Annotated in this window: 26 protein-coding genes; 12 read left to right on the forward strand and 14 right to left on the reverse strand. The window is 63.2% G+C overall.

The window, feature by feature from the left end; all coding sequences use genetic code 11:
* Positions 1 to 78 precede the first annotated feature (78 nt).
* The 3 genes from CKW40_RS21080 to CKW40_RS21090 are packed head-to-tail and all read right to left on the reverse strand — an operon-like array spanning position 79 to position 1,395.
* Positions 79 to 711: a LysE family translocator gene (locus CKW40_RS21080; RefSeq protein ID WP_095201794.1), complete on the reverse strand. Its 633-nt coding sequence runs from the start codon at positions 709 to 711 to the stop codon at positions 79 to 81.
* A 41-nt stretch (positions 712 to 752) separates the two neighbouring features.
* Positions 753 to 1,166 carry a hypothetical protein gene (locus tag CKW40_RS21085; protein WP_244571236.1) on the reverse strand — a complete coding sequence of 138 codons (414 nt, stop codon included), beginning with the start codon at positions 1,164 to 1,166 and terminating at the stop codon, positions 753 to 755.
* Positions 1,159 to 1,395: a type II toxin-antitoxin system Phd/YefM family antitoxin gene (locus CKW40_RS21090; protein ID WP_095202016.1), complete on the reverse strand. Its 237-nt coding sequence runs from the start codon at positions 1,393 to 1,395 to the stop codon at positions 1,159 to 1,161. The genes CKW40_RS21085 and CKW40_RS21090 overlap by 8 nt, the downstream gene beginning before the upstream one ends.
* A 144-nt stretch (positions 1,396 to 1,539) precedes the next feature.
* Between CKW40_RS21090 and rfaD the strand changes: the two genes are divergently transcribed.
* The 3 genes from rfaD to waaC are packed head-to-tail and all read left to right on the forward strand — an operon-like array spanning position 1,540 to position 4,441.
* Positions 1,540 to 2,490 (forward strand): ADP-glyceromanno-heptose 6-epimerase, encoded by a 951-nt coding sequence (rfaD, locus tag CKW40_RS21095; protein ID WP_095201795.1) that lies wholly within the window; start codon positions 1,540 to 1,542, stop codon positions 2,488 to 2,490.
* A complete protein-coding gene (waaF, locus tag CKW40_RS21100; protein ID WP_095201796.1) occupies positions 2,463 to 3,470 on the forward strand; it encodes a lipopolysaccharide heptosyltransferase II in 1,008 nt (335 codons plus the stop codon). The genes rfaD and waaF overlap by 28 nt, the downstream gene beginning before the upstream one ends.
* Positions 3,467 to 4,441: a lipopolysaccharide heptosyltransferase I gene (waaC, locus tag CKW40_RS21105; RefSeq protein ID WP_095201797.1), complete on the forward strand. Its 975-nt coding sequence runs from the start codon at positions 3,467 to 3,469 to the stop codon at positions 4,439 to 4,441. The genes waaF and waaC overlap by 4 nt, the downstream gene beginning before the upstream one ends.
* Before the next feature lie 245 nt (positions 4,442 to 4,686).
* On the opposite strand, the gene greA is transcribed toward waaC, so the two are convergent.
* Positions 4,687 to 5,160 (reverse strand): transcription elongation factor GreA, encoded by a 474-nt coding sequence (greA, locus tag CKW40_RS21110; RefSeq protein WP_008877613.1) that lies wholly within the window; start codon positions 5,158 to 5,160, stop codon positions 4,687 to 4,689.
* A gap of 273 nt (positions 5,161 to 5,433) precedes the next feature.
* Positions 5,434 to 5,970: a tetratricopeptide repeat protein gene (locus CKW40_RS21115; protein ID WP_095201798.1), complete on the reverse strand. Its 537-nt coding sequence runs from the start codon at positions 5,968 to 5,970 to the stop codon at positions 5,434 to 5,436.
* 141 nt (positions 5,971 to 6,111) lie between these two features.
* On the opposite strand from CKW40_RS21115, the gene CKW40_RS21120 reads away from it, so the two are divergent.
* The 4 genes from CKW40_RS21120 (at position 6,112) to CKW40_RS21130 (ending at position 9,179) form a co-directional block, all read left to right on the forward strand.
* Positions 6,112 to 6,537, forward strand: coding sequence for a DUF3775 domain-containing protein (locus CKW40_RS21120; RefSeq protein ID WP_095201799.1), 426 nt, complete (start codon positions 6,112 to 6,114; stop codon positions 6,535 to 6,537).
* A gap of 199 nt (positions 6,538 to 6,736) precedes the next feature.
* Positions 6,737 to 7,780, forward strand: a complete 1,044-nt coding sequence (locus CKW40_RS21125; protein ID WP_179298066.1) for an extensin-like domain-containing protein — start codon at positions 6,737 to 6,739, stop codon at positions 7,778 to 7,780.
* A gap of 201 nt (positions 7,781 to 7,981) precedes the next feature.
* A complete protein-coding gene (locus CKW40_RS43055) occupies positions 7,982 to 8,221 on the forward strand; it encodes a hypothetical protein (protein WP_143748350.1) in 240 nt (79 codons plus the stop codon).
* 151 nt (positions 8,222 to 8,372) lie between these two features.
* Entirely contained in the window at positions 8,373 to 9,179 is an 807-nt protein-coding gene (locus tag CKW40_RS21130; RefSeq protein ID WP_095201801.1) for an extensin-like domain-containing protein, read from the forward strand.
* A 7-nt stretch (positions 9,180 to 9,186) separates the two neighbouring features.
* Here the strand turns inward: CKW40_RS21130 and CKW40_RS21135 are convergent, their stop codons facing one another.
* Complete coding sequence (locus tag CKW40_RS21135) at positions 9,187 to 9,906, reverse strand: gamma-glutamylcyclotransferase (RefSeq protein WP_095201802.1); 720 nt, start codon at positions 9,904 to 9,906, stop codon at positions 9,187 to 9,189.
* 109 nt (positions 9,907 to 10,015) lie between these two features.
* On the opposite strand from CKW40_RS21135, the gene CKW40_RS21140 reads away from it, so the two are divergent.
* On the forward strand, positions 10,016 to 10,726 hold the full coding sequence (locus CKW40_RS21140; RefSeq protein ID WP_095201803.1) for an LssY C-terminal domain-containing protein: 711 nt from the start codon (positions 10,016 to 10,018) through the stop codon (positions 10,724 to 10,726).
* Positions 10,727 to 10,739: 13 nt separating this feature from the next.
* On the opposite strand, the gene CKW40_RS21145 is transcribed toward CKW40_RS21140, so the two are convergent.
* Entirely contained in the window at positions 10,740 to 11,762 is a 1,023-nt protein-coding gene (locus CKW40_RS21145) for a zinc-dependent alcohol dehydrogenase family protein (protein ID WP_095201804.1), read from the reverse strand.
* 125 nt (positions 11,763 to 11,887) lie between these two features.
* On the opposite strand from CKW40_RS21145, the gene CKW40_RS21150 reads away from it, so the two are divergent.
* Positions 11,888 to 12,802, forward strand: a complete 915-nt coding sequence (locus CKW40_RS21150; protein WP_095201805.1) for a LysR family transcriptional regulator — start codon at positions 11,888 to 11,890, stop codon at positions 12,800 to 12,802.
* Positions 12,803 to 12,875: 73 nt separating this feature from the next.
* On the forward strand, positions 12,876 to 14,186 hold the full coding sequence (locus CKW40_RS21155; RefSeq protein WP_095201806.1) for a hemolysin family protein: 1,311 nt from the start codon (positions 12,876 to 12,878) through the stop codon (positions 14,184 to 14,186).
* 69 nt (positions 14,187 to 14,255) lie between these two features.
* On the opposite strand, the gene CKW40_RS21160 is transcribed toward CKW40_RS21155, so the two are convergent.
* The 3 genes from CKW40_RS21160 to eglC are packed head-to-tail and all read right to left on the reverse strand — an operon-like array spanning position 14,256 to position 18,847.
* Complete coding sequence (locus tag CKW40_RS21160; protein WP_095202018.1) at positions 14,256 to 15,578, reverse strand: HlyD family type I secretion periplasmic adaptor subunit; 1,323 nt, start codon at positions 15,576 to 15,578, stop codon at positions 14,256 to 14,258.
* A gap of 3 nt (positions 15,579 to 15,581) precedes the next feature.
* Positions 15,582 to 17,327: a type I secretion system permease/ATPase gene (locus CKW40_RS21165; protein WP_095201807.1), complete on the reverse strand. Its 1,746-nt coding sequence runs from the start codon at positions 17,325 to 17,327 to the stop codon at positions 15,582 to 15,584.
* A 35-nt stretch (positions 17,328 to 17,362) separates the two neighbouring features.
* Complete coding sequence (gene eglC, locus CKW40_RS21170; protein WP_095201808.1) at positions 17,363 to 18,847, reverse strand: endo-1,3-1,4-beta-glycanase EglC; 1,485 nt, start codon at positions 18,845 to 18,847, stop codon at positions 17,363 to 17,365.
* 251 nt (positions 18,848 to 19,098) lie between these two features.
* Between eglC and CKW40_RS21175 the strand changes: the two genes are divergently transcribed.
* On the forward strand, positions 19,099 to 19,299 hold the full coding sequence (locus tag CKW40_RS21175) for a hypothetical protein (protein ID WP_095201809.1): 201 nt from the start codon (positions 19,099 to 19,101) through the stop codon (positions 19,297 to 19,299).
* Here CKW40_RS21175 and CKW40_RS21180 read toward each other — a convergent pair.
* From CKW40_RS21180 to CKW40_RS21190, 3 genes are read right to left on the reverse strand one after another with little or no spacing between them, the layout of a single operon-like run.
* A complete protein-coding gene (locus CKW40_RS21180; RefSeq protein ID WP_342202938.1) occupies positions 19,296 to 19,889 on the reverse strand; it encodes a flavodoxin in 594 nt (197 codons plus the stop codon). The genes CKW40_RS21175 and CKW40_RS21180 overlap by 4 nt on opposite strands.
* Positions 19,890 to 19,903: 14 nt before the next feature.
* Positions 19,904 to 20,893, reverse strand: a complete 990-nt coding sequence (locus tag CKW40_RS21185) for an aldo/keto reductase (protein WP_095201810.1) — start codon at positions 20,891 to 20,893, stop codon at positions 19,904 to 19,906.
* Positions 20,894 to 20,931: 38 nt separating this feature from the next.
* Positions 20,932 to 22,065 carry an aldo/keto reductase gene (locus CKW40_RS21190; protein ID WP_439331001.1) on the reverse strand — a complete coding sequence of 378 codons (1,134 nt, stop codon included), beginning with the start codon at positions 22,063 to 22,065 and terminating at the stop codon, positions 20,932 to 20,934.
* A 156-nt stretch (positions 22,066 to 22,221) separates the two neighbouring features.
* Between CKW40_RS21190 and CKW40_RS21195 the strand changes: the two genes are divergently transcribed.
* Entirely contained in the window at positions 22,222 to 23,112 is an 891-nt protein-coding gene (locus tag CKW40_RS21195) for a LysR family transcriptional regulator (RefSeq protein WP_179298055.1), read from the forward strand.
* A 30-nt stretch (positions 23,113 to 23,142) separates the two neighbouring features.
* Here the strand turns inward: CKW40_RS21195 and CKW40_RS21200 are convergent, their stop codons facing one another.
* The gene (locus CKW40_RS21200) at positions 23,143 to 24,057 is read right to left on the reverse strand and encodes a DMT family transporter (protein WP_095201813.1); all 915 of its coding nucleotides are present in this window, start codon (positions 24,055 to 24,057) and stop codon (positions 23,143 to 23,145) included.
* Positions 24,058 to 24,205: the final 148 nt, after the last annotated feature.

Raw genomic sequence — 24,205 nt, forward strand, 5'->3', positions numbered from 1 at the left:
GCCGGATCGTCATGCCTGCCGATATACCGCAAATCTACGCAGCGCAACGGCAGCACGGGACCGGCACACTCCAAGCGGTCAGCTTTTCTGCAGGGCAACGTGAACGCCGAGCCCAACCAGCACGGCCCCGCCGGCCCGCTGCATCAGCCGCTGCGCCCGGCTCGAACGCCGCAGCCGGCCGATCACCAGGCCGGCAAGGAACACGCAGACAATGTCGGCCGAGGAGAACATCAAATTGACGATGGTGCCGAGCACGACGAATTGCAGCCAGACTGGAAGCGCCGCCGAGGCGTCGATGAACTGCGGCAGGAACGCCATGAAGAAAATCGCCGTCTTGGGATTGAGCACCTCGACAGTGATGCTCTCGAAAAAGGCGCGGCGTGCCGATTTCCACTCGATCGCCGGCAACGCCACGTCGCCCTCCACGCGCTTGCGGAAAAGGGCGACGCCGAGCCAGATCAGATAGAGCGCGCCGACCAGCTTGACCGCCATGTAGAGCGGCGGCACGGCGTGGAACAGCACCGACAGGCCGGCGGCAGCGGCAAAGACATGCACATAGCCGCCCAGATGAATGCCAAGTGCCGCCGTCAGTCCCGACCAGCGCCCGCGCGCCATCGTCTGCGCCGCGGCGTAAAGCATGGCGGGGCCTGGAATATAGGCGAAGATCGCGGTGGTGGCGAAAAACGCAATGAGCAGTTCGGTCGACGGCATTTTTTGTCCCTTTGATCCTGCCCTGCCCGATTGCAGGCCGTTCAGTCCGCCCGCGGGATGGCTTTGGATTGACCTGCTCGAACAGCTGCAATGAAAGCCGAGATGACTTTTTTGTGGAATGACGGACTGAAGGCACCGATACGCGCACCCGGTTCGAAATAGGCCGACGATTCCAGAATATCGTGGTTGTACTCGTCGACTATGACCCAAAGGGGGATAGGGTCAAGGCCGGCGCGGTGGCGTTCAATTTCCGGAACGCTAACGGCTACGCGATCACGGCCCGGCTGCGTGGAGGTGATTGCAAGGATGAAAAGGTTCGTGCCTCCGGCCTTGCCGGGAAGAACGGCGACGAAGGCGACAGGCCTCGTTTTGCGGCCTTCGGTCTCGCCGTCTCCATGTTGGCGATGCCACAGATATGGATATCGCCAGACGTCCGCGGCGACGGGTTTAATCACGGTCCAATTCCGCGGCGTACTCCTCGAGCATCTCCACATGTTCGGACGGAGCATCCTGCGCTGCGTAGACGCGGCGACTGTCGCTGCCGAAGCGAGCCTCGTAAGCCTCGATGCTCATCAGGACATATCTCGGCTTGTTGTGACGAGTGATGGAGACGGGCTGCTGGCTGGCAGCCGCAAGCACGTCACCGAGATTCTGTTTCAGATCGGTCGATGGATAGTGTTTCATCAGACACTCCGTTTTGTCCATAATAGACAAAATGGACAAAACAGACAAGCTTGAAAGAGAGAGACGAAACGACCGCCTTGCTTTGTCGACAGCCCGGCTGGCCTCCCTTATAAGGACCGGAATCGCAAGCAACCAGAGGCCTTCATGATCATCGTCACGGGCGGCGCCGGCATGATCGGCTCCAACATCGTCGCCGCGCTCAATGCCGAAGGCCATGACGACATCCTGGTCGTCGACGATCTCACCGACGGCCACAAGATCGCCAATCTCGCCGATCTCAGCATTGCCGACTATCTCGACAAGGACGATTTTCTGGCCCGCATCGAGGCCGGTTCGCTCGGCCGTGTCGAGGCGGTGTTCCACCAGGGCGCCTGCTCGACCACCACAGAGTGGAACGGCAAGTTCATGATGGAGGTGAATTTTGCTTATTCGAAGCGGCTGCTGCATGCCTGCCAGGCACTGCGCTTGCCCTTCCTCTACGCCTCCTCGGCTTCCGTCTACGGCGGCGGTTCGGAATTTCGCGAAGAACCGGCGCTCGAGCGGCCGCTCAACGTCTATGCCTATTCGAAGAAACTGTTCGACGACTATGTCAGGCGCACCGTCTTCGACACCGATCATTCGCAGGTCGCCGGCCTGCGCTATTTCAACGTCTACGGACCGCGCGAGGCGCATAAGGGCGCCATGGCCTCGGTCGCCTTCCATCTGTTCAACCAGGTCGAGCGCGGCGAAAACCCGAAACTATTCGGCGCCTATGACGGCTTCGGACCGGGCGAACAGAGCCGCGATTTCATCCATGTCGGCGACGTCGCCGACGTCAATCTGTGGCTGTGGAAACGCGGCTCGAGCGGCATCTTCAACTGCGGCACCGGCCGCGCCCAACCCTTCCGCGCCATCGCCGAAACCGTAATCGACACGCTGGGCAAAGGCGAGATCGAATTTATCCCCTTCCCCGACCACCTCAAGGGCAGCTACCAGAGCTTCACGCAAGCTGATATGTCCCGTTTGCGCGCGGCCGGTTATAGTGGCCAATTCCGGACAGTCGAAACCGGTGTCAGAGACTATGTCGAATGGCTGAAAGCCCAACGATCCTCGTGATCGGCCCACGCTGGGTGGGCGACATGGTGATGGCGCAGTGCCTGTTCTCGGCGCTGAAGGAACTCCATCCCAACGCCGCGATCGACGTGCTGGCGCCCGCCTGGGCCGCACCGCTGGTCAAGCGCATGCCCGAAATCCGCCAGCAGATCGACTTGCCGCTGAAGCCCGGCGCGCTCGAATTCACCATTCGCCGCCGCTTCGGCCGCCTGCTGCGCGGCCGCTACGACATGGCTTACATTCTGCCCGGCAGCTGGAAATCGGCGCTGATCCCGTTCTTTGCCCGCATTCCACGCCGTTTCGGCCATCTGCGCGAAATGCGCTATGGCCTGCTGACCGACATCGTGCCGCTGCCGGACGCCGTGAAACGACGCACCGCGCAGGCCTATTTCAGCCTCGCCAAGGGCGGCAGTTTTCGCGCGCCTCACCTGACCGTGGATGCCGGCAACCAGGCCACCCTGCTCGACCGTTTCGGGCTGGCGCCGCGAAAGTTCGTGGCCCTTATGCCTGGCGCCGAATTCGGCCCGGCCAAGCGCTGGCCGAGCGAAAGCTATGCCGGTCTTGCCCGCGAGTTCATGAGCAAGGGCCTGAAGGTCGCGCTGTTCGGTTCCAAGAACGACCGCGACGTCACCGCGGAGATCGCCGCCCTTGCCCCCGGCGTCGTCGACCTCGCCGGCCAGACGCGGCTGGAAGACGCCATAGACCTCATCGCGGCGGCAAGGCTGGCGGTCTCCAACGACAGCGGGCTGATGCATGTCGCGGCAGGCGTCGGCACGCCGATCGTCGCCGTCTATGGCTCGACTTCGCCCGAGAACACGCCGCCGCTGGCGGAACGGCGCGAACTGGTCTGGCTGCACCTCTCCTGCTCGCCCTGCCACCAGAAAGTCTGCCCGCTCGGCCATTTCAACTGCCTGAAGACATTGCAAGTCGGGCAGGTCGCGGCGGCGGCGGAGCGGCTGCTGGAACTTCCGGCCGCGGCATGAAGGTCCTGATCGTCAAGACATCGTCGATGGGCGATGTCATCCACACCTTTCCGGCCGTCGAGGATGCCAGCCTCGTCAGGCCGGACGTGTCCTTCGACTGGTGCGTCGAAGAGGCGTTCGCCGGCATTGTCGCGCTGCACCCGGCGATCGGCAGGATTCACACGGTCGCCATCCGGCGCTGGCGCAAGGCGCTGTTAAGCGGCGGCACCTGGCGCGAAGCGGCCGCGCTGCGCCGCACCTTGCGCGCATGCCGCTACGACCTGGTCATCGATGCGCAGGGCCTGCTGAAATCGGCCCTGGTGGCAAGGCAGGCCGGCGCACCGATCGCTGGCTTCGATCGGTCGAGCGCGCGCGAACCCTCGGCGACCCTGTTTTACGACGTCACCTACGGCGTTCCCAGCGACCTGCACGCCATCGAACGGACAAGGCGGCTGTTCGGGCTGGCGCTTGGCTATCAGCCCGATCTTTCGACGCTCGCTTCGGGCATTGTGCCGCCACCCGGTGGCCTGCCCGGCATCACCGGAAAAACCGCCTTCCTGCTGCACGGCACCAGCCGCGAGGACAAGAAATGGCCTGTCGAAGACTGGATCGGAACCGCCCGCCTGCTGGTCGAGCGCGGCATGACGCCGGTCACCACCTGGTCAAACGAGCGTGAGAAGGCGGTGGCAGAGGCAATCGCCAGGGCCGTGCCATCCACGGTCGTGGTGCCAAAATCGCCACTCGCCGACATCGCCGGCATCCTCGGCCGCTCAACGCTGGTGATCGGCGCCGATACGGGATTGACCCATCTCGCCAGCGCCTTCGGCCTGCCGACGGTCGCGGTGTTTTTGGCGACCGAGCCGGGTTTGACCGGCCCGCGCGGGCCTTATGCGTCGACGCTGCTAGCTGCAGCAGAGGGGCGTGTGACGCCGGCTGAGGTGATGGCGGAAGTGGAGAGGCTACTGATTCTTAGATTACAAGCGCCGGCCTAGGACCTTTCAGAATTCGCTCTGGCGAGTCGAATAGCGTGGTTCTTCGGGGTCGCCCCGCGACGAGCGGAGCGTACTTAAAGTACGTAAGCACCGGAAGCGCAGAAAACCGCTCGCGCATGACCCCGAAAATCGTATCGATTTTCGGAAAGGATCATGCGCCAACTGAAAAACCTACAGCGTCCTTTGCGCGTCCGAGAGGACGCGCGGCGCTGCAGTCGGCCGCCAGAGTAGAATTATCAAAGGTCCTAGATAAACTGCACCTGGACGATCTCATAACCCCTGGCACCGCCGGGCGCATTGACCTCGATGGCGTCGCCGACTTCCTTGCCGATGAGCGCCCGTGCGATCGGCGAGGAGATCGAGATGCGGCCGGACTTCACGTCGGCTTCCTGGTCGCCGACGATCTGATAAGTCTTCTTTTCCTCGGTGTCCTCATCGACCAGCACCACGGTGGCGCCGAACTTGACCTTGTCGCCGCTGAGCTTGGTGACGTCGATCACCTCGGCGCGCGCGATCAGATCCTCGAGCTCGTTGACACGGCCCTCATTGAGGCTCTGCGCCTCCTTGGCGGCATGATATTCGGCATTTTCGGATAGGTCGCCATGCGAGCGCGCTTCGGAGATCGCCTCGATGATGCGCGGCCGCTCTTCCTGCTGGCGCCAACGCAGTTCTTCCTTCAATGACGCGAACCCCTCGCCTGTCATCGGGACCTTGTTCATGATGCCTGACCTTTCCTGCCGCCACCCCCGCGTTTCGGGGAAAGCCTTGTCGATGGGTACAAAAAGAAAACGGTCCGGCAGCCTCGGGCTAACGGAACCGTTTCACCGCAATTTGCTAAGATATAGCAATCTTCGCGGGTTTTTCACGCCCAAAAAATCGGTTTTGCAAAAATCATCCCCGATTTCATCAACCGAGGCGGCTAAAGAGACAGAGACAACAATAAAAACGGCCGCGATTGCTCGCGGCCGCTTCGGGAAGCCTCGGGAGCCTGATCAGCTCCGCATGAAATGGTCGATCTGCTCGGACAGCATGCCGTATTCGCGCGATCCCTTGCCGGTGCGCTTCTCGATCTCCATCAACTGCTGCTGGGCGCCGGCCAAATCGCCGATCTGCAGATGCGCCTCGCCGAGATATTCACGCACCAGCGTGTAGTTCGGGTCGATGCGCAGCGCTTCCTCGTAATAGCCAAGGCCGACGGTGACACGGCCGGAATGCCGGTGCGAATAGCCGAGATAGTTGAGGATGCGCGGATCCTGCTTGTTGGCGGCAAGGGTGAGCACCGAGATCGCCTCATCATAGCGCCCGGCCATCGCCAGCGCATGGCCTGCATCATAAATGCTGTCGTCGTCCAGCATGCCTTCCTGGGGCGCAACACACTTTTTCTTCTTCTTGTCCCAGACCTCGCCCTTCTTGCACTGGGTGACGGTCGCATCGCTGCCACCGCTACTGCCCGCCGCGAACACCGGGACGGCGAAGAACTGCAGCGCGACAAGAGCAGTCGCCGCCTGGATCAGCATTCTTTTATGCATCGAAGCCTCCTTGAGGGGTGAGAATACAACACTAACGCCAAGCGCTCCGCGTTTCATCCCGGAAAAACACGCGTGGAGAAGATGAGGTGACGGATGCCGCAAATTCGCTATCATCCGGCAAACGACTGACGGAGACGGCCCGTGCAGCGGCGGCTTGAAAAGGACTGGGACCTTACGATCGGCCCCGACACCGTGCGCCTGTTCATCCTCAAGGCCAAGGCCCTGAGTGCCGCCGTCAACGAGGATTATGCCGACGGCGCCGAACACGAGATCGAATTCGACGGCGACACGCACGACAATCATCATCATGACGGCCTTGCCGAGGAAAGTTCGGAAAACCTGACCGAGGAAGAGCTGCGAGAGCTGATCAACGATCTCAATGTCGACGAGGCGGCCGAACTGATCGCACTCGCCTGGGTCGGCCGTGGCGACTACGACGCTTCGGAATGGGTGGATGCCGTGACGGCGGCGCGCGAACGCGCCAACAAGCGCACGGCGAAATATCTGCTTGGTATGCCGCTGCTCGCCGATTGGCTCGAAGAAGGCCTCGAAGCGATCGGCGCGTAACGCAGCGGTAACCGATTGTGATCGCCGCGAAGCATCTGTCCAGGCAACTTCGGCATGCCGGCGCCGTTTCGGATCGATGGCAACGCTGAGCTTCTCCCGATTTTGCACCTTGGCGCTGCCTCTGGCGGCTGCGGTCCTGCTGGTGGCGCCGGCCGACGCCAGACATCGTCACAGGCATTACCAGCCGCTATCCCCTCGGATGGATCAGTCGTCGACACAGCGTCTGGACCAGCAGCCGAGGGTCAAACGGCGCGTGAGAGCGCAGGGTAAGCAGCCGCCAAAGCAGGCGCCACAGGAAACGCAGGAGCAGCAAACCTCGCCCGCCGATGTTCCAGTACCCGAGCCGCGTCCCACGGACGCGCCAAAGGCCGACGCCGCACCGGCGCAAGAGCAAAAGACGGAAGGTCCAAAGGTCCCGGACGCCTCCAACCAGCTCAATGAAGAAAAGTCTCGTCAGGCAAAGCAGGCACGCCCCGAGCCGTCAGCCCCCGAACCTTCGGCCCGAGAGCCGTCAACCGAAACGGAAAGCGAGCCGGAGCCGCCGGCCGAGGTGCCGATCCCGACACAAAGGCCCGACACCGCTGAACCTGAGGCTCAGCCGCCGGCTGTTGCGCCGCAGCCGCCTGAAAAACCGGCGGATGCCGGCGACGAGAAGATGCTTCCCGACCCGCGTTCGGCCGACCGGCCCGGCGAAAAGATGCCAGCCGAGGAAGTCGCCTGCCGCGCGCGGCTGAAGGCGCTCGGCGTCGAATTCGAGGAACACAAGGCGGAAAGCAGTCCCGAAATCGGCTGCGCGATCCCCTACCCCCTTGTGCTGAAGAGCCTTGGCAAGTCGATCGCGATTTCCCCCGGCACCGAGCTCAACTGCCCGATGGCCGAGGCAGCGGCGCGGTTTGCCGCCGACGTCATTCAGCCGGCGGCGAAAGCCGAATTCGGCGCCGACCTCAAGTCGATCAACCAGGCTTCGGCCTTCGTCTGCCGGCCGCGCCACGGCACCCGGAAACTGTCGGAGCACGCCTTCGGCAACGCGCTCGACATCGCCAGCTTCACACTCTCGGACGGAAAGAAGGTCGAGGTCGGTCCAACGCCGCCGGAGAAGGACGGCAAATTCCTCAACGCCGTCCGCAAGGCCGCCTGCGGGCCCTTCAAGACCGTGCTCGGACCCGGCGCCGACGCGGACCACGCCTTGCATTTCCATCTTGATCTCGAACCGCGTAGGCATGGCGGCACGTTCTGCCAATAAAGTCGCCCGTCGCGCGCCGCATGCGGTTCTAGCGCCTGAACTATCGAACCCTCAACTGTTTCCAAGCTTGTTCCAGAATTGGAATTGATCTAGCTAGATTGGCCATGTGGCTGTTGTGAGCCATCACCTCATCTACCACGGGGTGTCAGGTAACAGCATCATGAATCCTCCACCGTCCCAACAGGCCTCAAGGAAAATCAAGTGAAACATGCGGCGTTTATTTTGCTGTCTCTGGCTGTTTTGCTCATGCCGAGCATCACTGCTGCCTCGTCGCACACCAAAAAGCACACACATCATCACAGGCATGAAAAAATTGCCAAACCTGCAAACCGTGCAAAACCTATGCCTTTGTATCAGCAGATCCAGCATCGGCACTACAAGGGGAAGGATCTGTGCTGGCGCATGTACAACGGCAACCTGATAGACATTTGCGTCGGATAAGTCAGTCGAACAGGAGTAGCTCGGCGCTTGCGTCGGTAGCTGTGCCGCATAAGGCTGGCCGCAATTCAGCCGCAGGCGTGAACGCGGGCGCTGAGTTTTCCTTTACCCTTGATCGTTAAAATGCCGGATATCCAGAATTAGGATTCCGCCAATGGCCGGCAAATTTCGCGCCGTGTTTTCCGCCACCGCGCGCCGATCGAAACCCGTGACGCTGCTGGCCGCCGGCCTCGCCGTCGCGGCGGTTTCGGCCTGCAACACCGGCAGCGTGCTATCGCTGCAACCGGCTGTCGATGTCGGCGCACAAACTTCGGCCGTGCCGCAATATACGGGCATGCAGCGGCTTGTCCCCTCCAACCCCTACATGACGCAGGCCGCCTATCCGCGCGTGGATACCCCGATGTCACCGGCTGAACAGATACCCGCCAGCGAAATCGATTGCCGCCAGCAGTTGAAGCGCCTCGATGTCGCCTACACCGACCTGGCGCCGATCCATGAAGGCCAGTGCGGCATCGACTATCCCGTCAAGGTCACGGCCATCGGCAGTGTCGAGATGAAGCCCGCCGCGACGCTGACCTGCGACATGGCCGCCACCTTCGCCGCCTGGACGAAGAATGAACTCGTTCCCTCCGCCCGCTGGCGCTACTTCTCCGGCGTCAAGACCATCCACCAGGGCTCCAGCTATTCCTGCCGCAACATCGCCGGCGAAGGTGTTTTGTCCGAGCACGGCAAGGGCAACGCGCTCGACGTCATGAGCATCGAGCTCAACAATGGCGACGACATCGACGTCCGCAAGCCCGGCCTGTTCGCCTTCCGCACCCGCGGCTTCCTCAACAATGTGCGCGCCGATGGCTGCCAGTATTTCACCACCGTGCTCGGCCCCGGCTACAATTACGACCACCGCAACCATTTCCATTTCGACATCAAGAACCGCAAGAACGGCTATCGCGCCTGCCGCTAGCAAATGATCACGCGGGTTCCGCGCCAGCGGTGGAAGCGATGATTTGCCGTGCCACGAGATCCTGGATTCGCCAGAGATTCCGGTCGTGGATACCGCTTTCCTCCAGCTTGCTGACAGTCCGGAACAGATACTGCGCCGACGAGCCCCAATGTCCGGCGGCCCGCGCCAGCGTATCCGCAACCTGCTCGGGCGGCAGCCGTCCTGCATAGGCCATGCCGTCCGGCGCGGCGACGAAGGCCAGGGCGCGTAGCGGACCGTCCCTCGTCTGAACCTTGATCCAGCGTGGCACATTGGTTGGCGGGTTGGCATCGATCTCGCGGCGCATCAACTGGCCGATTTGCCCGAAATGATCTTCCACGGGCAGCCGGTAGACAATGCCGTTGCAACTGCCACCGCGGTCGAGAGCCAGCATCAGGGCCGGCAATTCGCGGGTGCCGCGCCAGCGCGTCAGTTTCAGACAGAATGAGCGATGCCACCCCAGTGCCGTGGCCGGGCGCTGCTCGACAGGAACGAATTCAGGATTCCAGATCAGCGAGCCGTAGGCAAACACCCACAGCGCTTCAGGCCGGTATTGCGACAAGAGCTGCTCGACAAGACTGTCGAACTCCGCATCCGTGTGCTCAGCTGTTCCAGGCTCGGGGCCGGGATCCGGTTCAATACGCTCGACCCTGGCGACAAGGTCGGCTGTCAACGCCATCGGTCCGCGGCCTGCCGATTTCCCCTTCATTTCCGCCCCCGCGCAAAACGATGGCCGACGATAGACCGGCTGCGCATCGCTGGCCATTGATTTCCAGGGACCGTCAGGCAACAGATACCGCACGAATCGAGCCTCCTTCATGAGCCAACGAAGCCTTCGGCGACGCGCGACAATCTGGCTGGCGTCTTTACTGGGCGCCTGGGTCGCGCTTGCCTATGTCGCGGCGGCGGAATTCTGGACGTTCCGGGAGCGCGGTTTTCGCGACCAGCGCTTCGAAATGGTGACCCACACGCCGCAAGGCATTCCCGGCGACCCCATCAATATCGGCCTTGTCGGCACCGAGAGGGAGGTGGTCCACGCCTTCGCCGTTGCCGGTTGGGACACCGCTGACGCCGTCACTTTGAGAACCGCCATCGACATCGGCGAAAGTGTCTTGTTTTCCCGCCCCTATCCCGATGCGCCGATGAGCCGCCTGCTGTTCGAAGGCCGCGCCCAGGATCTCGCTTTCGAAAAGCCGGTCGGCGACAGTGCCGACCGGCGCCACCACGTCCGTTTCTGGCAGACGGATACGGTTGGCGACGACGGCCGCCCGCTCTGGCTGGGTGCCGCCAGCTTCGATCGCGGCGTCGGCCTCAGCCACGACACCGGCGCGATCACCCATCACATCGGTCCGGATATCGATGCCGAACGCGACTTCCTGATCGGCGACCTCAACGCAGCCGGTCTGCTGGCATCGACCAGCGAGATGGCAGGCATCGGCGCCACCAAAACCGGACGCAATGGCGGCGGCGACCCCTATTTCACCGACGGCAAGGCAATCATCGGCGTGTTGAAGCAGCAGCAGCAGTGATCGGACGCAGAGGTCAGGTCGTAGTAATCACGATCTTGCCGAACGGCCCCTTCTCCAGATGCAGCAGAGCCTGCGGCACCTCGTCAAAGCCAAAGACCTTGTCGATGACCGGCTTGATGCCGAGCGCCTCGATCGCCCCGTTCATCCGCTCGAAGGACCGGCGATGGCCGATCGACAGGCCCTGCACGACAAGACGGTTGCGTATGAAGGGCAGGATCGGGAAACTGAGCTCCATCGAACCCAGGAGACCGATGATCGAGAGGCGGCCGTCGGCGGCCAGCGCATTCAGCGATCGCCGCGCATTGTCGCCGCCGACCATTTCCAGCACGTGGTTGATACCCAGCCCGTCGGTCAGTTCACGCGCGGCCTCGTCCCATGCCGGCCGCGTGCGATAGTTGATCACCCGCCAGGCACCGAGTTCCCTCGCGCGCTTCAATTTCTCGTAGCTGCTCGAGGTGACGATGGCGCGCAAACCAAATGCCTTGGCGAACTGCAGCGCGAACAGCGACACGCCGCCTGTGCCCTGGATGAGAATGGTCTGGCCCGCCACCGGCCTTGTCACCTCGGCCATCGCAAACCAGGCCGTCAGCGCCGCGATCGGCAGCGTCGCCGCCTCGCTATCACTGAGCGATGGCGGCGCCAGCACGGCGGCCTCCTCGCCAAAGACAACATGGTCCGAAAGCATGCCCGGCAGCGAGGAACCGAGCGTATGCTTGTGCAGCACCGGCGGCGCATCGCCATCCGGCCAATCGGCGATGACCTGGCCGAGCACGCGCTGCCCGACCTTGAAGCGGCTGACCGCGCTGCCGACAGCCACCACCTCGCCCACCGCATCCGATGTCGGCACGAAGGGAAAGGTGACGTCAGGGATCAGCATGCCGTCGACGATCAGTCTGTCCTTGTAGTTGAGCGACACGGCTTTCGTGCGCACCAGAAGCTCGTGCGGCCCGGGTTCAGGGATCTTGCCCGTCACCTGGCTCAGCCTGGACAGGCCGAAACCGCTCATCTGCCAGGATCGGTTGATTTGGGTGCTCATGTCCGTCGCGCTCCGTGATTGATGGCCACGCGAGACATTTATGCCTTTCAACTATGGAAAATAGGGCTCCCATGCGGCATATTGGATGACTGATTGAGGACTAGAATTCGCCAATTGGAATCGCCATGGAACCGGCTGACCTGCAAGGCATCGTCGCATTCGTCCAGGCCGTGGAAGCCGGCAGCTTCACCGGCGCCGGCGAGCGGCTGCACGTAACGAAGTCGGCGATCGGCAAGTCGGTCGCCCAATTGGAGCAGCGGCTCGGCGTTCGCCTGCTCAACCGCACCACCCGCAGCCTCAGCCCGACCAGCGAAGGCGTGAGCTATTATGAGGCCTGCGTCAGGGCGCTGGCCGAGATCGAAACAGCGCAGTCGCTGCTCGCCGCGCGCCGGCAGATCCCCTCTGGCCGGCTGCGCATCGACGTACCGCTCGCCTTTGGCCGGCGCTGCGTCGCGCCCGTCCTGTTCGAGATTTCCAGGAAATTCCCCGAGTTGACGGTGGAAATCTCCTTCAACGACCGCCGCGTCGACCTGATCGAGGAGGGCATCGATCTCGCCATCCGCATGGGAGAACTGAACGACAGCCTGTCGCTCGCCGCCAGACGCATCTATGCACAGCGCTCGGCCATCTGTGCGGCGCCTGCCTATCTCAGGGAACATGGTTCGCCGCGATCGGTCGAGGATCTCGACCGGCACAGCGTCATCGGTTACGGCCGCGAGGGCATCGTCCGTCCCTGGGTGATCAGGCATGGCGACGGCCATCTGACGACCTTCGTCCCCAAGGCGCGGCTGGTTCTCGGCCATGGCGAGCCGCTGCTCGATGCCGCCCTGGCCGGCTGCGGCATCGCCTTCCTGCCGACATGGCTGGCAGCCGACAGCCTCAGGCAGGGCGACCTCGAAATGGTCCTGTCAGATTGTGTGGTGGAAAACGTTGTCGTGCACGCCGTCTGGCCGGTGACGCGCGCGCTCACGCCAAAGATACGGGTTGTCGTCGACGCCCTCGTCGAACATTTTTCGGCGCCGGGCTGGGACAATGCCTGAAAGACACGTGTCATATTCTAAAAATGGCAGCCCGCTATTTTCGAGCGGCCCGCGGCAATGCTATTGAGCCCTCATGCTATACGTTGAAATTGCTATCGTGGTCGTCCTCATCTGCGTGAACGGCCTTTTGTCGATGTCCGAACTCGCTATCGTTTCATCGCGCCCGGCACGGCTCAAGGCGATGATCGACCGCGGCGTCAACGGCGCCGGTCGGGCGCTCGACCTTGGCTCGAACCCCGGCAAGTTCCTGTCCTCGGTGCAGATCGGCATCACGCTGGTCGGCGTGCTCTCCGGCGCCTTCTCCGGCGCCACGCTGGGTGACCGGCTGTCGGTGTACCTGGCCTCGATAGGCATGCGCGAAAGCGTCGCCGACCCGCTCGGCGTCGGCATTGTCGTTGCCATCATCACCTATTTCTCGCTGATCGTCGGCGAACTCGTGCCCAAGCAGATCGCGCTGCGCGATCCCGAGCGCGTCGCCGCCCGCGCGGCCCCGGCCATGACCATCCTCGCCACCGTCTCGGCTCCGCTTGTGTTCCTGCTCGACATCTCCGGCCGCGCCATATTGTGGCTGCTTGGCCAGCGCGGCGAAAGCGAGGAGAAGGTCACCGACGAGGAGATCAAGATGCTGGTCGCCGAGGCCGAGCATCACGGCACCATCGAATCCGACGAGCGGCGCATGATCGCCGGCGTCATGCGGCTTGGCGACCGCGCCGTGCGCGCGGTGATGACGCCGCGCACCGAGGTCGACTGGATCAACCTGCAGTCCGACGACACGGCGATCCGCAAACTCTTGATGGAAACCCAGCATTCGCGTCTGCCGGCGGGCGACGGCGGCGTCGACGTCATGGTCGGCGTCGTCCAGACACGCGACGTGCTGGCCGCGATCCTTGCCGGCCGCACGCTCGACCCGCGCAAGCATGTGCGCGCCGCGCCCATCGTCTACGACCAGGCCGACGCGCTCGACGTGCTGCACAAACTCAAGGAATCCGACGTGCCGATGGCGCTGGTGCATGACGAATACGGCCATTTCGAAGGCATCGTCACGCCGGCCGACATTCTCGAAGCCATCACCGGCGTGTTCCGCGCCGACCTCGATGCCGGCGACGAGGAAAACGCCGTCAAGCGCGAGGACGGTTCATGGCTGCTCGCTGGCTATATGCAGGCAGACGAGATGGCCGAGATCCTGGGCATCGACCTGCCTGAAAATCGCGACTACGAGACCGTCGCTGGCTATGTGCTGTCGCACATGCACCATCTGCCCGCGACCGGCGAATGCGTCGACGCCCAAGGCTGGCGCTTCGAGGTGGTCGACCTCGACGGCCGCCGCATCGACAAGCTGATCGCCACCCGCCTGCCCGGCACCCATCGCGAAGCGGTGCGGTGATTGTTCGGTGTCGGCTTTTGGCCTGGCGGTCATTGATGATGGGCCGGCGAATCGTCCGGCCCGCAACCTCTACCGCTCCGTGAAGGCGCGAGCGAAGGAATCGAGCATCGGCCGTGCCAGATACTCGAAGAAGGTCCGGTCGCCAGTGCTGATGAACGCCTCGACCGGCGTTCCGGGATAGAGCTGCTCGGGCTTCACGCCGGGCGGCAACTCGGCGGCAATCCTGAGTTTGACGCGGAAATAGGGCTCGTGCGTAGCCTCGTCGATGAGCCGGTCCGCGGAAATTTGTGCCACGGTGGCTGAAACCTCGGGGGTGAGCCGCATGTTCAAGGCGGACAATCGCAGTTTCGCCGGTTGGCCGACACGGACCTGATCGACGTCTTTCGGCCGCAGCCTTGCATCGACGATCAGATCCGGTGCCGTAGGCAGAATCTCCATGATCTTTTCACCGCGCGCAATCACGCTGCCCTTGGCATTATAGGTCGAAGACACCACGATCCCCGCGGCCGGCGCCTTGATCGTCGTCCGCCGCAGCACCGCCTCGGCTGCCCTGATCTGTTCCTCGATGTCGGCCAGGTTGGAACGAACCTCGTCCAGCTTCGTCAGCGCCTCCTCCACGCGTTGCGTGGTCAGGCGCTCGGTCTGCTCCTGGGCTTCGACGATCTGGGTGTTGGCCACTGCGAGATTGGCCTCCAGCGCTCCGGCCTGCCCGACGAGATCGGCCTCGCTGCGCAAAAGCTGCGAGTATTCGCTACGATTGGTGAGGCCCTTGTCCAGCAGGCTGGTCTTGATGCCGAGCTCCTTCTTCACGATTTCGGCTTGTTGCTGAATGGCCTCTTTCTGGGACTGCAATGCCACGACCGACTGCCGATGCATGGCGACGCGCTGGGCGAGGATCGATTGTTCCGAGCGGAACCGGGCGAGTCTGGCGTCGAATTCTTTTTGCTGTTCTCGAATCAGGGCTTCGAAATCGGCCTGGAGCGATGGTGGCGCCGGTTTGGTCATTGGCGCGAGCCTGTCCAACCCGTCGCGTTCCGCCTCCAGCCGCGCCGCACTCGCCCTCAGCGCGATCGACTGTCTCGTCAGCCGGTTGAGCTCGGCCTGCGCGGCTGTCGGATCCAGCACGATCAGATCCTGGGCCTGTTGCACGCGATCGCCGTCATGGACCAGCAACTCCTTGATGATGCCGCCTTCGGGATGCTGGATCAGGATGTTTCCGCCGGTCGCCGAGATCGTGCCTTGCGTGATCACCGCTCCAGACAGGGGCGCGCTGACGGCCCAATAGCCAAGGCAACCCACCAAGAGCGCTGTTGCCGCGTATCCGGCGAATGCCACGCGCCTTATGTCGGTACGCGGGTTGCCCTCCTCCCAGACGAGGCGCTGCGCCGCCATCATCTACGATCCAAAACGAATGTTATGCGTGCGGATCGTCGTGGCGAATGACCCTGTCACCACCGTATTCGGCTGCGCGGGGAGGCCCTTGCCGACGACCGAATGCCGTAGCACCTCGCTGCTTGGGCCGAAGGCTTCGATCACGCCGCCGCGCAGAAGCATCACGCGGTCGCAGGACGCGGCAATCGAAGGGCGATGCGTGATCACGACCATCGTGGTGCCGGCCGCCTTCGCGGCAGCGAGTACCGCCTCGAGCGCCGCTTCGCCCGTGCCGTCGAGATGGGTGCTGGGCTCGTCAAGGACGAGAATTCTGGGATTGCCGTAGAAGGCGCGCGCCAGCCCGATCCTCTGGCGTTCGCCGCCCGACAGCATTCTGTCCGACGGACCTATCAATGTCTGGTAGCCGTCCCGCTGCGCCAGGATCAGCTCATGCGCCTCAGCCCGCCTTGCCGCCTCGATGATCGCGGCGTCATCCGCATCGGGGTCGAAGCGGGCGACGTTTTGCGCGATCGATCCCGGAAACAGCTCCACCTCCTGCGCGAGGTAGCCGACATGCTTCCCGAGCTGGTTTTCGTCCCAGCTCCTGAGGTCGGCGCCGTCGATCCTGACCGCGCCGCCGGTCGGCCGGGCAGCACCTACAAGCAACCGCGCCAGCGTCGATTTGCCGGCGCCGCTCGGGCCGACGATGGCCAAGGCTTCGCCGGCGCCAATTTGGAAGTTCAGCCGCTTGAGGATGGGTTCGGTGCCGGGCTGCGCATTCGGCCCCATGAAGAAAACGTCGTGCGCGGAAATCGCGCCTGCCGGATCGGGCAGGATCAGTTTCCGTGCTTCAGCCGGACGCGCCGCAAGCGCCGCCTCCAGCCGTCTCCACGCTCGCCGGGCATCGGCGATCTGCCGCCAGGCGCCGATCAACTGGTCGAGCGGCTGCAACGCGCGCGACGACACCAGCGAGGAGGCGAAGATCATGCCTGCCGTCATCTGCCCCTTGAGCACCAGCCATGCGCCGGCGCCGAGGATCGCCAGTTGCAGCATCATGCGCAGCGCCCGCGAGGCACCGCTGAAGATCGCATTGGCACTCGAGGAGCGGTCATGCAAGGTGAGGGCAGCCGCCACGTGCCGTCCCCAGACCCGCGCGGCGTTCTCCACCATGCCCATGGCGCGTAGCGTCTCGGCATTGCGGGCAAAGGCCTGTTCCGCCTGGCTGGCCAAAGCCGAACGCTCCGCTGACAAGGCGTCGTTCCTGCCGATGGCAAGCTGATTGGCCACGATCAGGAAAAGCAGAAGCGCCGCGCCGGCGACCGTCACCCAGAACAGCACCGGATGGATGAGATAGAGCAAGGCGAGGAAGACAGGGGCAAAGGGCAGGTCGAACAACACCGCCACGCCGCGCGACCTGATAAAGGCGCAGACCGAGGCAAGGTCGCGCAGCGGCGACAAGCCGCCGGCATATTTTGCGCCAAGCGAAATGGCGAATGTGCCGGCACCCAGCTTCCGGTCGACGATCGCCGCGACGCGCTGCGTGTAAACGGCGCGGATCGCGTCCAGCAGCCCGAGGAAAGCGAGCGCGAGAACCGCGATGACCGAAAGATAGACAAGCGTTTCGACGCTGGAGGACGGCAGCACGCGGTCATAGACCTGCAGCAGGTAGAGTGGAATCACCAACAGCAGGATGTTGATCAACAGCGAGAAGACGCCGACATCGGCGATGGCGCGCATGAAGACCGGACGCAGGCCGGACGGTCCAGTCATTTCCACATTCCCCGACGCTGCATGATCCCGAGACCTTACGCGTGGCCCCCGAATTCGGAACCGCCGTGCAGCGTGCTGTTGCTGTGCGTGGCGATATTGTGCGTGGCGGTGCTGCTGGTGATGTTCAGGGCGCTTGCCGGAGCAGTGTCCAGCGTATAGGCGCGGACGTAGTCGATCTTCATCTCGGCCGGCGTGGCCAAGTGATCCGGAGGGGTGCCAGCCAAGCCGCCGACCGCGAGATCGACCAGCATGTACATGGGCTTGTTCATGTCGGACGGCGTCGCCGCTTCCGCGACCTCAACACCGTCATAGGTCCAGACGAGCTTGTCCGGCGTCCAGAGCAGGCCATAAGTGTGGAAGCCGTCGGGGTTCGAGACACTCACCGTCGACGTGACCTTGGTGTGCGTTCCCGTCTCATTCGAGTGCGCCGTCATGATCAACGAGTTCGGGGCTTGGCCGATCGTCTCCACGACATCGAGTTCCGGCGGCCACGAACCGTCTTCCGGAAGCAGCCAGAAGGCCGGCCAGGCACCAGCGTTCTCGGGCAGGTCGGCCCGTATTTCGAAATAGCCATAGGTTTGCGAGAAGGAATCGTGGGTCGTCAGGATGCCGGAGGTGTATTCGTAATTGTTGATCAGAGGCTTGATGTCGGCCGGCGCCTGCGCCGCGGTGATGGTGAGCACGCCATTGTTCAGGCTGAACGGGTGGACGGAACTCGTCGGTGCGTAATTGGCGTCGATGTACCATTGCTGCTCGTTGTTGCTGGTCAAGGTGCTGCCGTTCGGCGCTCCCCACCAGAAGTTGGTGTCCCACGTGCCGCCCTGGCTATTGTGAAGATTCAGCGTGTTGAAATCGTCGTTGAAGGAGAGCTGCATTCCGGACTTATCGATCGGCAATTCGAACTGGCTGGGCTGCAGCTTGTCGATGGTCGTGTCCTTGAACTCGAGGATCTCGCCGGACCCGAGGTTCAACACCACGTTCGATCCCGCCTGGATCATGCTGGAGTGGATGGCGTCGAACGACGTGAACCCGTAGCCATTCAGGCGGACGGTGTCGGTAGCGGCAAAATTCGCGATCAGGTCGCTTCCATTGCCTTTCGAGACGATGAAAGTGTCGTAACCACCGCCGCCATCGATCAGCACATCGTTTCCCGCGCCGCCGTCCAGCGTCTGGTGCCCGGCCTTGGCGGTGATGATATTGTCCAACCCATTTCCGAAAGCATAGTTGTTGGCGTTTGTGACGACGAGGTTCTCGACATTGTCGGGGAGCTTGTAGCTCATCCATGTGCTGATCGTATCTATGCCTGCCCCGGCGGCCTCGGCCACCTTGTTGCTCGCCGCATAGAGGTAATAGATGTCATCGCCTGCGCCACCATGCATCGTGACACCGGATGCTCCGTAGAACGAGTCGTTTCCGGAGCTGCCGTACAAGTCCGGCCCGGCCCCTGCCGCCGAGTACCAATGGGTGGAAGCGCCGCTGTAGGGAAGAGGAACGCCTAAGGCGTTGACGAAGAAGCTCATCGGATAAATCCTTCTCCTGATGCCTCGCCTGCCTGGATCGTTCGATTCCAGGTGGCCGCATCCGGACCAAAATTGCCATGCAAGATAGCGTTCCAGGAGCTTGCCACAGAGTTCACCATTACATCGACCATTCAGTGACGTTTTCCGGACTGGAAGCACAACAACCCGACGCACGGTCTACAGACCGTAATTCGACCGGCGAAATATTTAATAAAATTTTATAGAAGACAGCGATCTACTTACGAATATATTTGGTTCAGGTCACACAGAAGCGCTCCCTGCTTTTTGATGGGGTGGCGCAATTGCCGCTCTGGCAACAATGCGTCGAGACGCCGGGATGGCGCTTCGAAATGGTCGGGCTCGACGGCCGCATCGACAAGCTGATGGCCACCCGCCTGCCCGGTGCCATCGCGAGGCAGTGCGGGCACTCCACTATCGCTACTGCCGACTAATCAACATCCAACGTCTTCAGCCACTGGGCGACGCGCTCGATGGTCTGGCGTTCCTGCGGCCCTTGCATGGTGAAGCCCGTGATCAGGCGCGATTGGGGGGCGTGACTGGCCACAACGTCCAGGCTGTCACCCAGGCCGAAGCCGCCATGCATGATGAACGGGACGATGGTTTTTCCCGCCAGGTCGTGCAACGCGAGGAAAGAACGTATGACAGGCGGTGCGGTCTCGCCCCAAATCGGGAACCCCAGAAACACGGTGGCATAAGCCGCCATGCTCGGAAGCTGGGACCGGAGCGGCGGCCGGTAGCCGCGATCGCGCTCCCGCCGCGCCTGCTCGACGGTCTCGAAGTAGTCGGCCGGGTAAGGCGTGGCCGGCGCGATCTCGAAGAGTTCGGCCGGCAAGGCACGGCTGAGCTGTCCCGCGATGACACTTGTATTCCCGCTCCGCGTGAAGAACGCCACCAGCGACTTGCCGTTGGCCAACGGTGCGGCTTCGGCCTCTGTGGCCGATGCCGCGACGCCGGCCGTGAGTGGCAATAGCAGGGATGACATGAGGATGTCCCGTCGGGTCGGCTTGTCGGTATCGGTCACGGTTCAGACCCCACTCACAGCCCGGTCATCTTCAGTCCCGCTTCGGGCAAACGTTCGCCCTGAACCTCGATCTTCGCCAGAGCGTCAGCGAGTTCCCGCAGGTCCTGCACCGTGAGCGTGACGTCGACCGCGCCGAGATTCTCCTCCAGACGGTGCAGTTTGGTGGTGCCGGGGATCGGCACGATCCAGGGCTTCTGCGCGAGCAGCCAGGCGAGTGCGACCTGGGCGGGCGTGGCTCCGATGCGCGCGGCGACGGATTTCACGACCTCGACCAGCGCCATGTTGGCCTTGCGCGCCTCCGGCGAGAAGCGCGGCACAAGGTTGCGGAAGTCCGTCGCGTCGAACTTGGTGTTCTCATCGATCTTGCCGGTCAGGAATCCCGCGCCCAGCGGGCTGAACGGGACGAAGCCGATACCGAGTTCCTCGCATAACGGCAGGATCTCGGCTTCGGCGCCGCGGTAGAACAGCGAATATTCACTTTGGATGGCTGCCAGCGGCTGCACCGCATGCGCCCGGCGAATGGTCTGGGTACCCGCTTCCGACAACCCCCAATGCTTGACCTTGCCTTCGGCGATGAGGTCCTTGAGAGCACCCGCCACATCCTCGATCGGCACATCGGGGTCGACACGGTGCTGGTAGAAGATGTCGATGCGGTCGGTTTTCAGCCGCTTGAGGCTGGCCTCCGCCACCTGCCTGATGTGCTCAGGCCGGCTGTTGGTGCCGCCACTGCGGGCACCTGTCACGAGATCGATGTCGAAGCCGAACTTGGTGGCTATGGCCACCTGGTCGCGAATGGGGACCAGTGCCTCGCCCACGAGGTCCTCATTGGCAAAGGGTCCATAGGCTTCGGCCGTATCGAACAGGGTGACGCCACGATCATGGGCGGCGCGGATCAACCTGATCATCTCGGCCTTGTCGGCAGGTGGGCCGTAAGCGGAGCTCATGCTCATGCAGCCGAGGCCAAGGGCGGAAACTTCGAGGTCCCCGATTTTTCTGGTTTTCATGGTGATCTTCCTTGTGATTGTTCGGGAGCAAGCGCGGCTCAGGCCTTCTCCGGCGCTTCCACGCCGGAGAACACGAGGACGCTATCGGGAAGGCGTGCGCCCTGGATCTGAATTGACGCGACCGCGGCATTGAGTTCCACCAGTTCGTCCGACGTGAACCGGACCGAGGCGGCGCCGATATTGTCGAGAAGGTGCGGCATCTGCGTCGTGCCGGGAATGGGCACGATCCACGGTTTCTGAGCCATCAGCCAGGCGAGCGCGATCTGCGCGGGCGTGGCCTGCTTCCGCTCGGCCCAGCTCTTAAGCAGGTCCACCAGCGCCAGATTGTGCGGCAGGTTGTCCGGCGCGAAGCGGGTCTCCACCCTGCGGATGTCGCCTTCGGCGAACCGCGTGTTGGCGTCGATGGCGCCGGTCAGGAACCCCACCCCAAGCGGGCTCCACGGCACGAAACCGATGCCGAGTTCCTGGCAAAGCGGAAGGACTTCACGTTCCGGTCCGCGCCATAGCATCGAATATTCGCTCTGGACCGCCGTGACCGGCAGCGCGGCATGCGCGCGGCGCAGTGTCTTCAGTCCCATTTCGGACAGGCCCCAGTGCAGGACCTTGCCCTGCGCCATCAGATCCTTGACCGCGCCGGCGACGTCCTCGATCGCAATCTGCGGATCGACCCGGTGCTGATAAAGCAGATCGATGCGGTCGGTGCGAAGCCGCTTCAGCATGCCCTCGACGGCAAGTTTGATGTGGTCCGGCCGGCTGTTGAGCCCCGGGAGCCGCTTGCCCGTCTCCAGGTCGATGTTCCAGCCGAACTTCGATGTGATCACCACGCGGTCACGGAACGGCGCGACGCCTTCACCGAGGATGCGCTCCACCTCGTGAGGACCGTAAGCCTCGGCGGCGTCGAAGAAGGTGACGCCCCGGTCGAAGGCCGTGCGGATGATGTTGATCATCTCCGGCCGCAGCGGAATGATTGTCTGATAGGTCCGGCTCATGTTCTGGACACCGAGGCCGATGGCGGAGACCTCCAGCGAGCCAAGCTTGCGCCGTCCGCTCAAAGATTGTGTGCCATTGAGGCCTGTCGCCTGAGCGGTTGCCTGAGCCTGCGAACCGGTGGCGGCGAGAAGCGGCACCGCCGCCAGACTTCCCGCCGCGCTCAGAAAGCCACGGCGCCCCATCCTCATATGTTCGCTTGCCATCTTTCCTCATCCTTCTCTGAAATTGCGTTCGGACCCTGCTGCAGGCCACGGCATGCGCATAAGATAGGGGATGTGGTACCTTGCGATAATGCGCTATAATCCGTATGGCTCTGTTAGCTGAGCTAACAAATACCCATGCAGAACTTCAACGATCTTGCCGCTTTTGCAGCCGTGGCCCGGGAACGGAGCTTCACGCGCGCCGCCGCAAAGCTCGGTGTGTCACCCTCGGCGCTCAGCCAGACCATCCGCAATCTCGAGGAGCGTGTCGGGCTGCGGCTGCTGACGCGGACCACGCGCAGTGTTGCGCCGACCGAGGCCGGTGAGCGGCTGTTGCGCACCCTGGCGCCCCGCTTCGAGGAGATCGAGGCCGAACTGGCGACCTTGAACGAACTGCGCGAGAAACCGGCTGGAACCGTGCGCGTCACCGCCGGCGAGCACCCGGCGATTTCCGTGCTGCAGCCGGCCCTCAAGCGGTTCCTGCCGGATCATCCGGACGTGCAAGTGGAGATCATCATCGACTACGGCCTGACCGACATTGTCGCGGAGGGTTACGACGCCGGGGTGCGTATGGGCGAGCAGGTGGCGAAGGACATGGTCGCGGTCCGCATCGGCCCCGACATCCGCATGGCGGTGGTCGGTTCACCGGCCTACTTCGCGCGGTTTCCCGTGCCGGAAACGGCACACGACCTCGCCGCGCACAAATGCATCAACATGCGGCTGCCGACCCACGGCGGACTGTTCCCATGGGGGTTGGAGAAGGACGGCCGGGAGGTCAAGGTACGCGGCGACGGCCAGCTTGTGTTCAACAGCCTGGGCATGCGCCTGAGTTCCGCCCTGGATGGACTGGGGCTCGCTTACATGCCGGAGGACCAGGTCCTCCCCCACGTCTCCGCCGGGCGGCTCGTCCGGGTTCTGGAAGCCTGGTGCCCCTATTTCCCTGGTTACCACCTCTACTATCCAAGCCGACGGCACACGTCGCCGGCCCTATCCCTGCTGGTGGACGTTCTGCGGCACCGCAATGTTTGAAAGGGGTGCCGCGCGTATGTGTTCGGCCTCTCAAACCGCGACTTCGATCGGTTCGGCAAGTCTGGGATTCGAGCGTGCGGCGATCAGGCAGCTGGCCACGATAAGGCCGGCTCCCGCCAGCGTGGTCCAGGTCACCGCCTCGCCGAAGAAGAACCAGCCGAGCGCGATCGCCCAGATGAAGGCCGAGTATTCCGTCGGGATCAGATATTGCGCTTCGGCACGCGCATAGGCCCAGCTCATCAGGAACTGGCCGGCGAGCGACAGTGCCGTTACGCCTGCGAGCGGAAGCCAGAGATTGACGGGCAGCGCAATGGCGAGCCAGGGTGCCGCCAGACCAAGCATGACCGCAACGCCAAGGTTCTGGAACAGCATGATCTCGACTGGCTTGGCCAGCAGCGCCTGTCGCCGCGCCAGGATCAGATTGTAGGCATAGAACACCGTCGAGACGAGCACCGCCGCCGTGCCGAGCAAGGCATCCCTGGCGTAGCTTGTGTGCCCGAACTGTCCGGCGACGATGATGACAACGCCCGCAATGCCGGCGAGCGAGGCCCAGATCGCCTTGCGCTGTATCCTTTCGCCTAGCAGCAGCGCGGCCAGCAGGAGCGCAAACAGCGGCGCCACGAAACTAAGCCCGATCGCCTCCGCCAGCGGCAGTCTTGCAAGCCCCCAGAAGAAGCACAGCAGGACAATGCCGACAATCACCGCGCGCAGCGCATGCAGCCTCAGCACCGAGGGCGCAGGAAGCAAGCGCGGCCCCGCCAGCCAGCCGGCGCCGGCGACCAAGGTCGCCAGCATGCTGCGCCACAGCACCGTGTTGTAGACGCCGACCGCAATGACCAGCACCTTCATCGCCGCATCCATCCCGGACAAAAGGAAGATGCCGAACACGCAGACGAGCACCGGGATCGTGGGGGAGATTGCGCCGGCCAGGCTGGATGACTTCACGCGGGCTTACTCTAGGTGACGGATGCAGGCTGACATAACAGGGCAAACTGGCAGGGCCAGATGGCAGCCTCACCCATATGGCGGTCCAACACCCTCGGTCCTTGGCGCGACTGGGGATTTGAACTTTTTTGCCACTCGTGTCGATTTC

It is taken from the genome of Mesorhizobium carmichaelinearum, from assembly GCF_900199455.1.
In the GTDB taxonomy this organism is placed as follows: Bacteria; Pseudomonadota; Alphaproteobacteria; order Rhizobiales; family Rhizobiaceae; genus Mesorhizobium; species Mesorhizobium carmichaelinearum.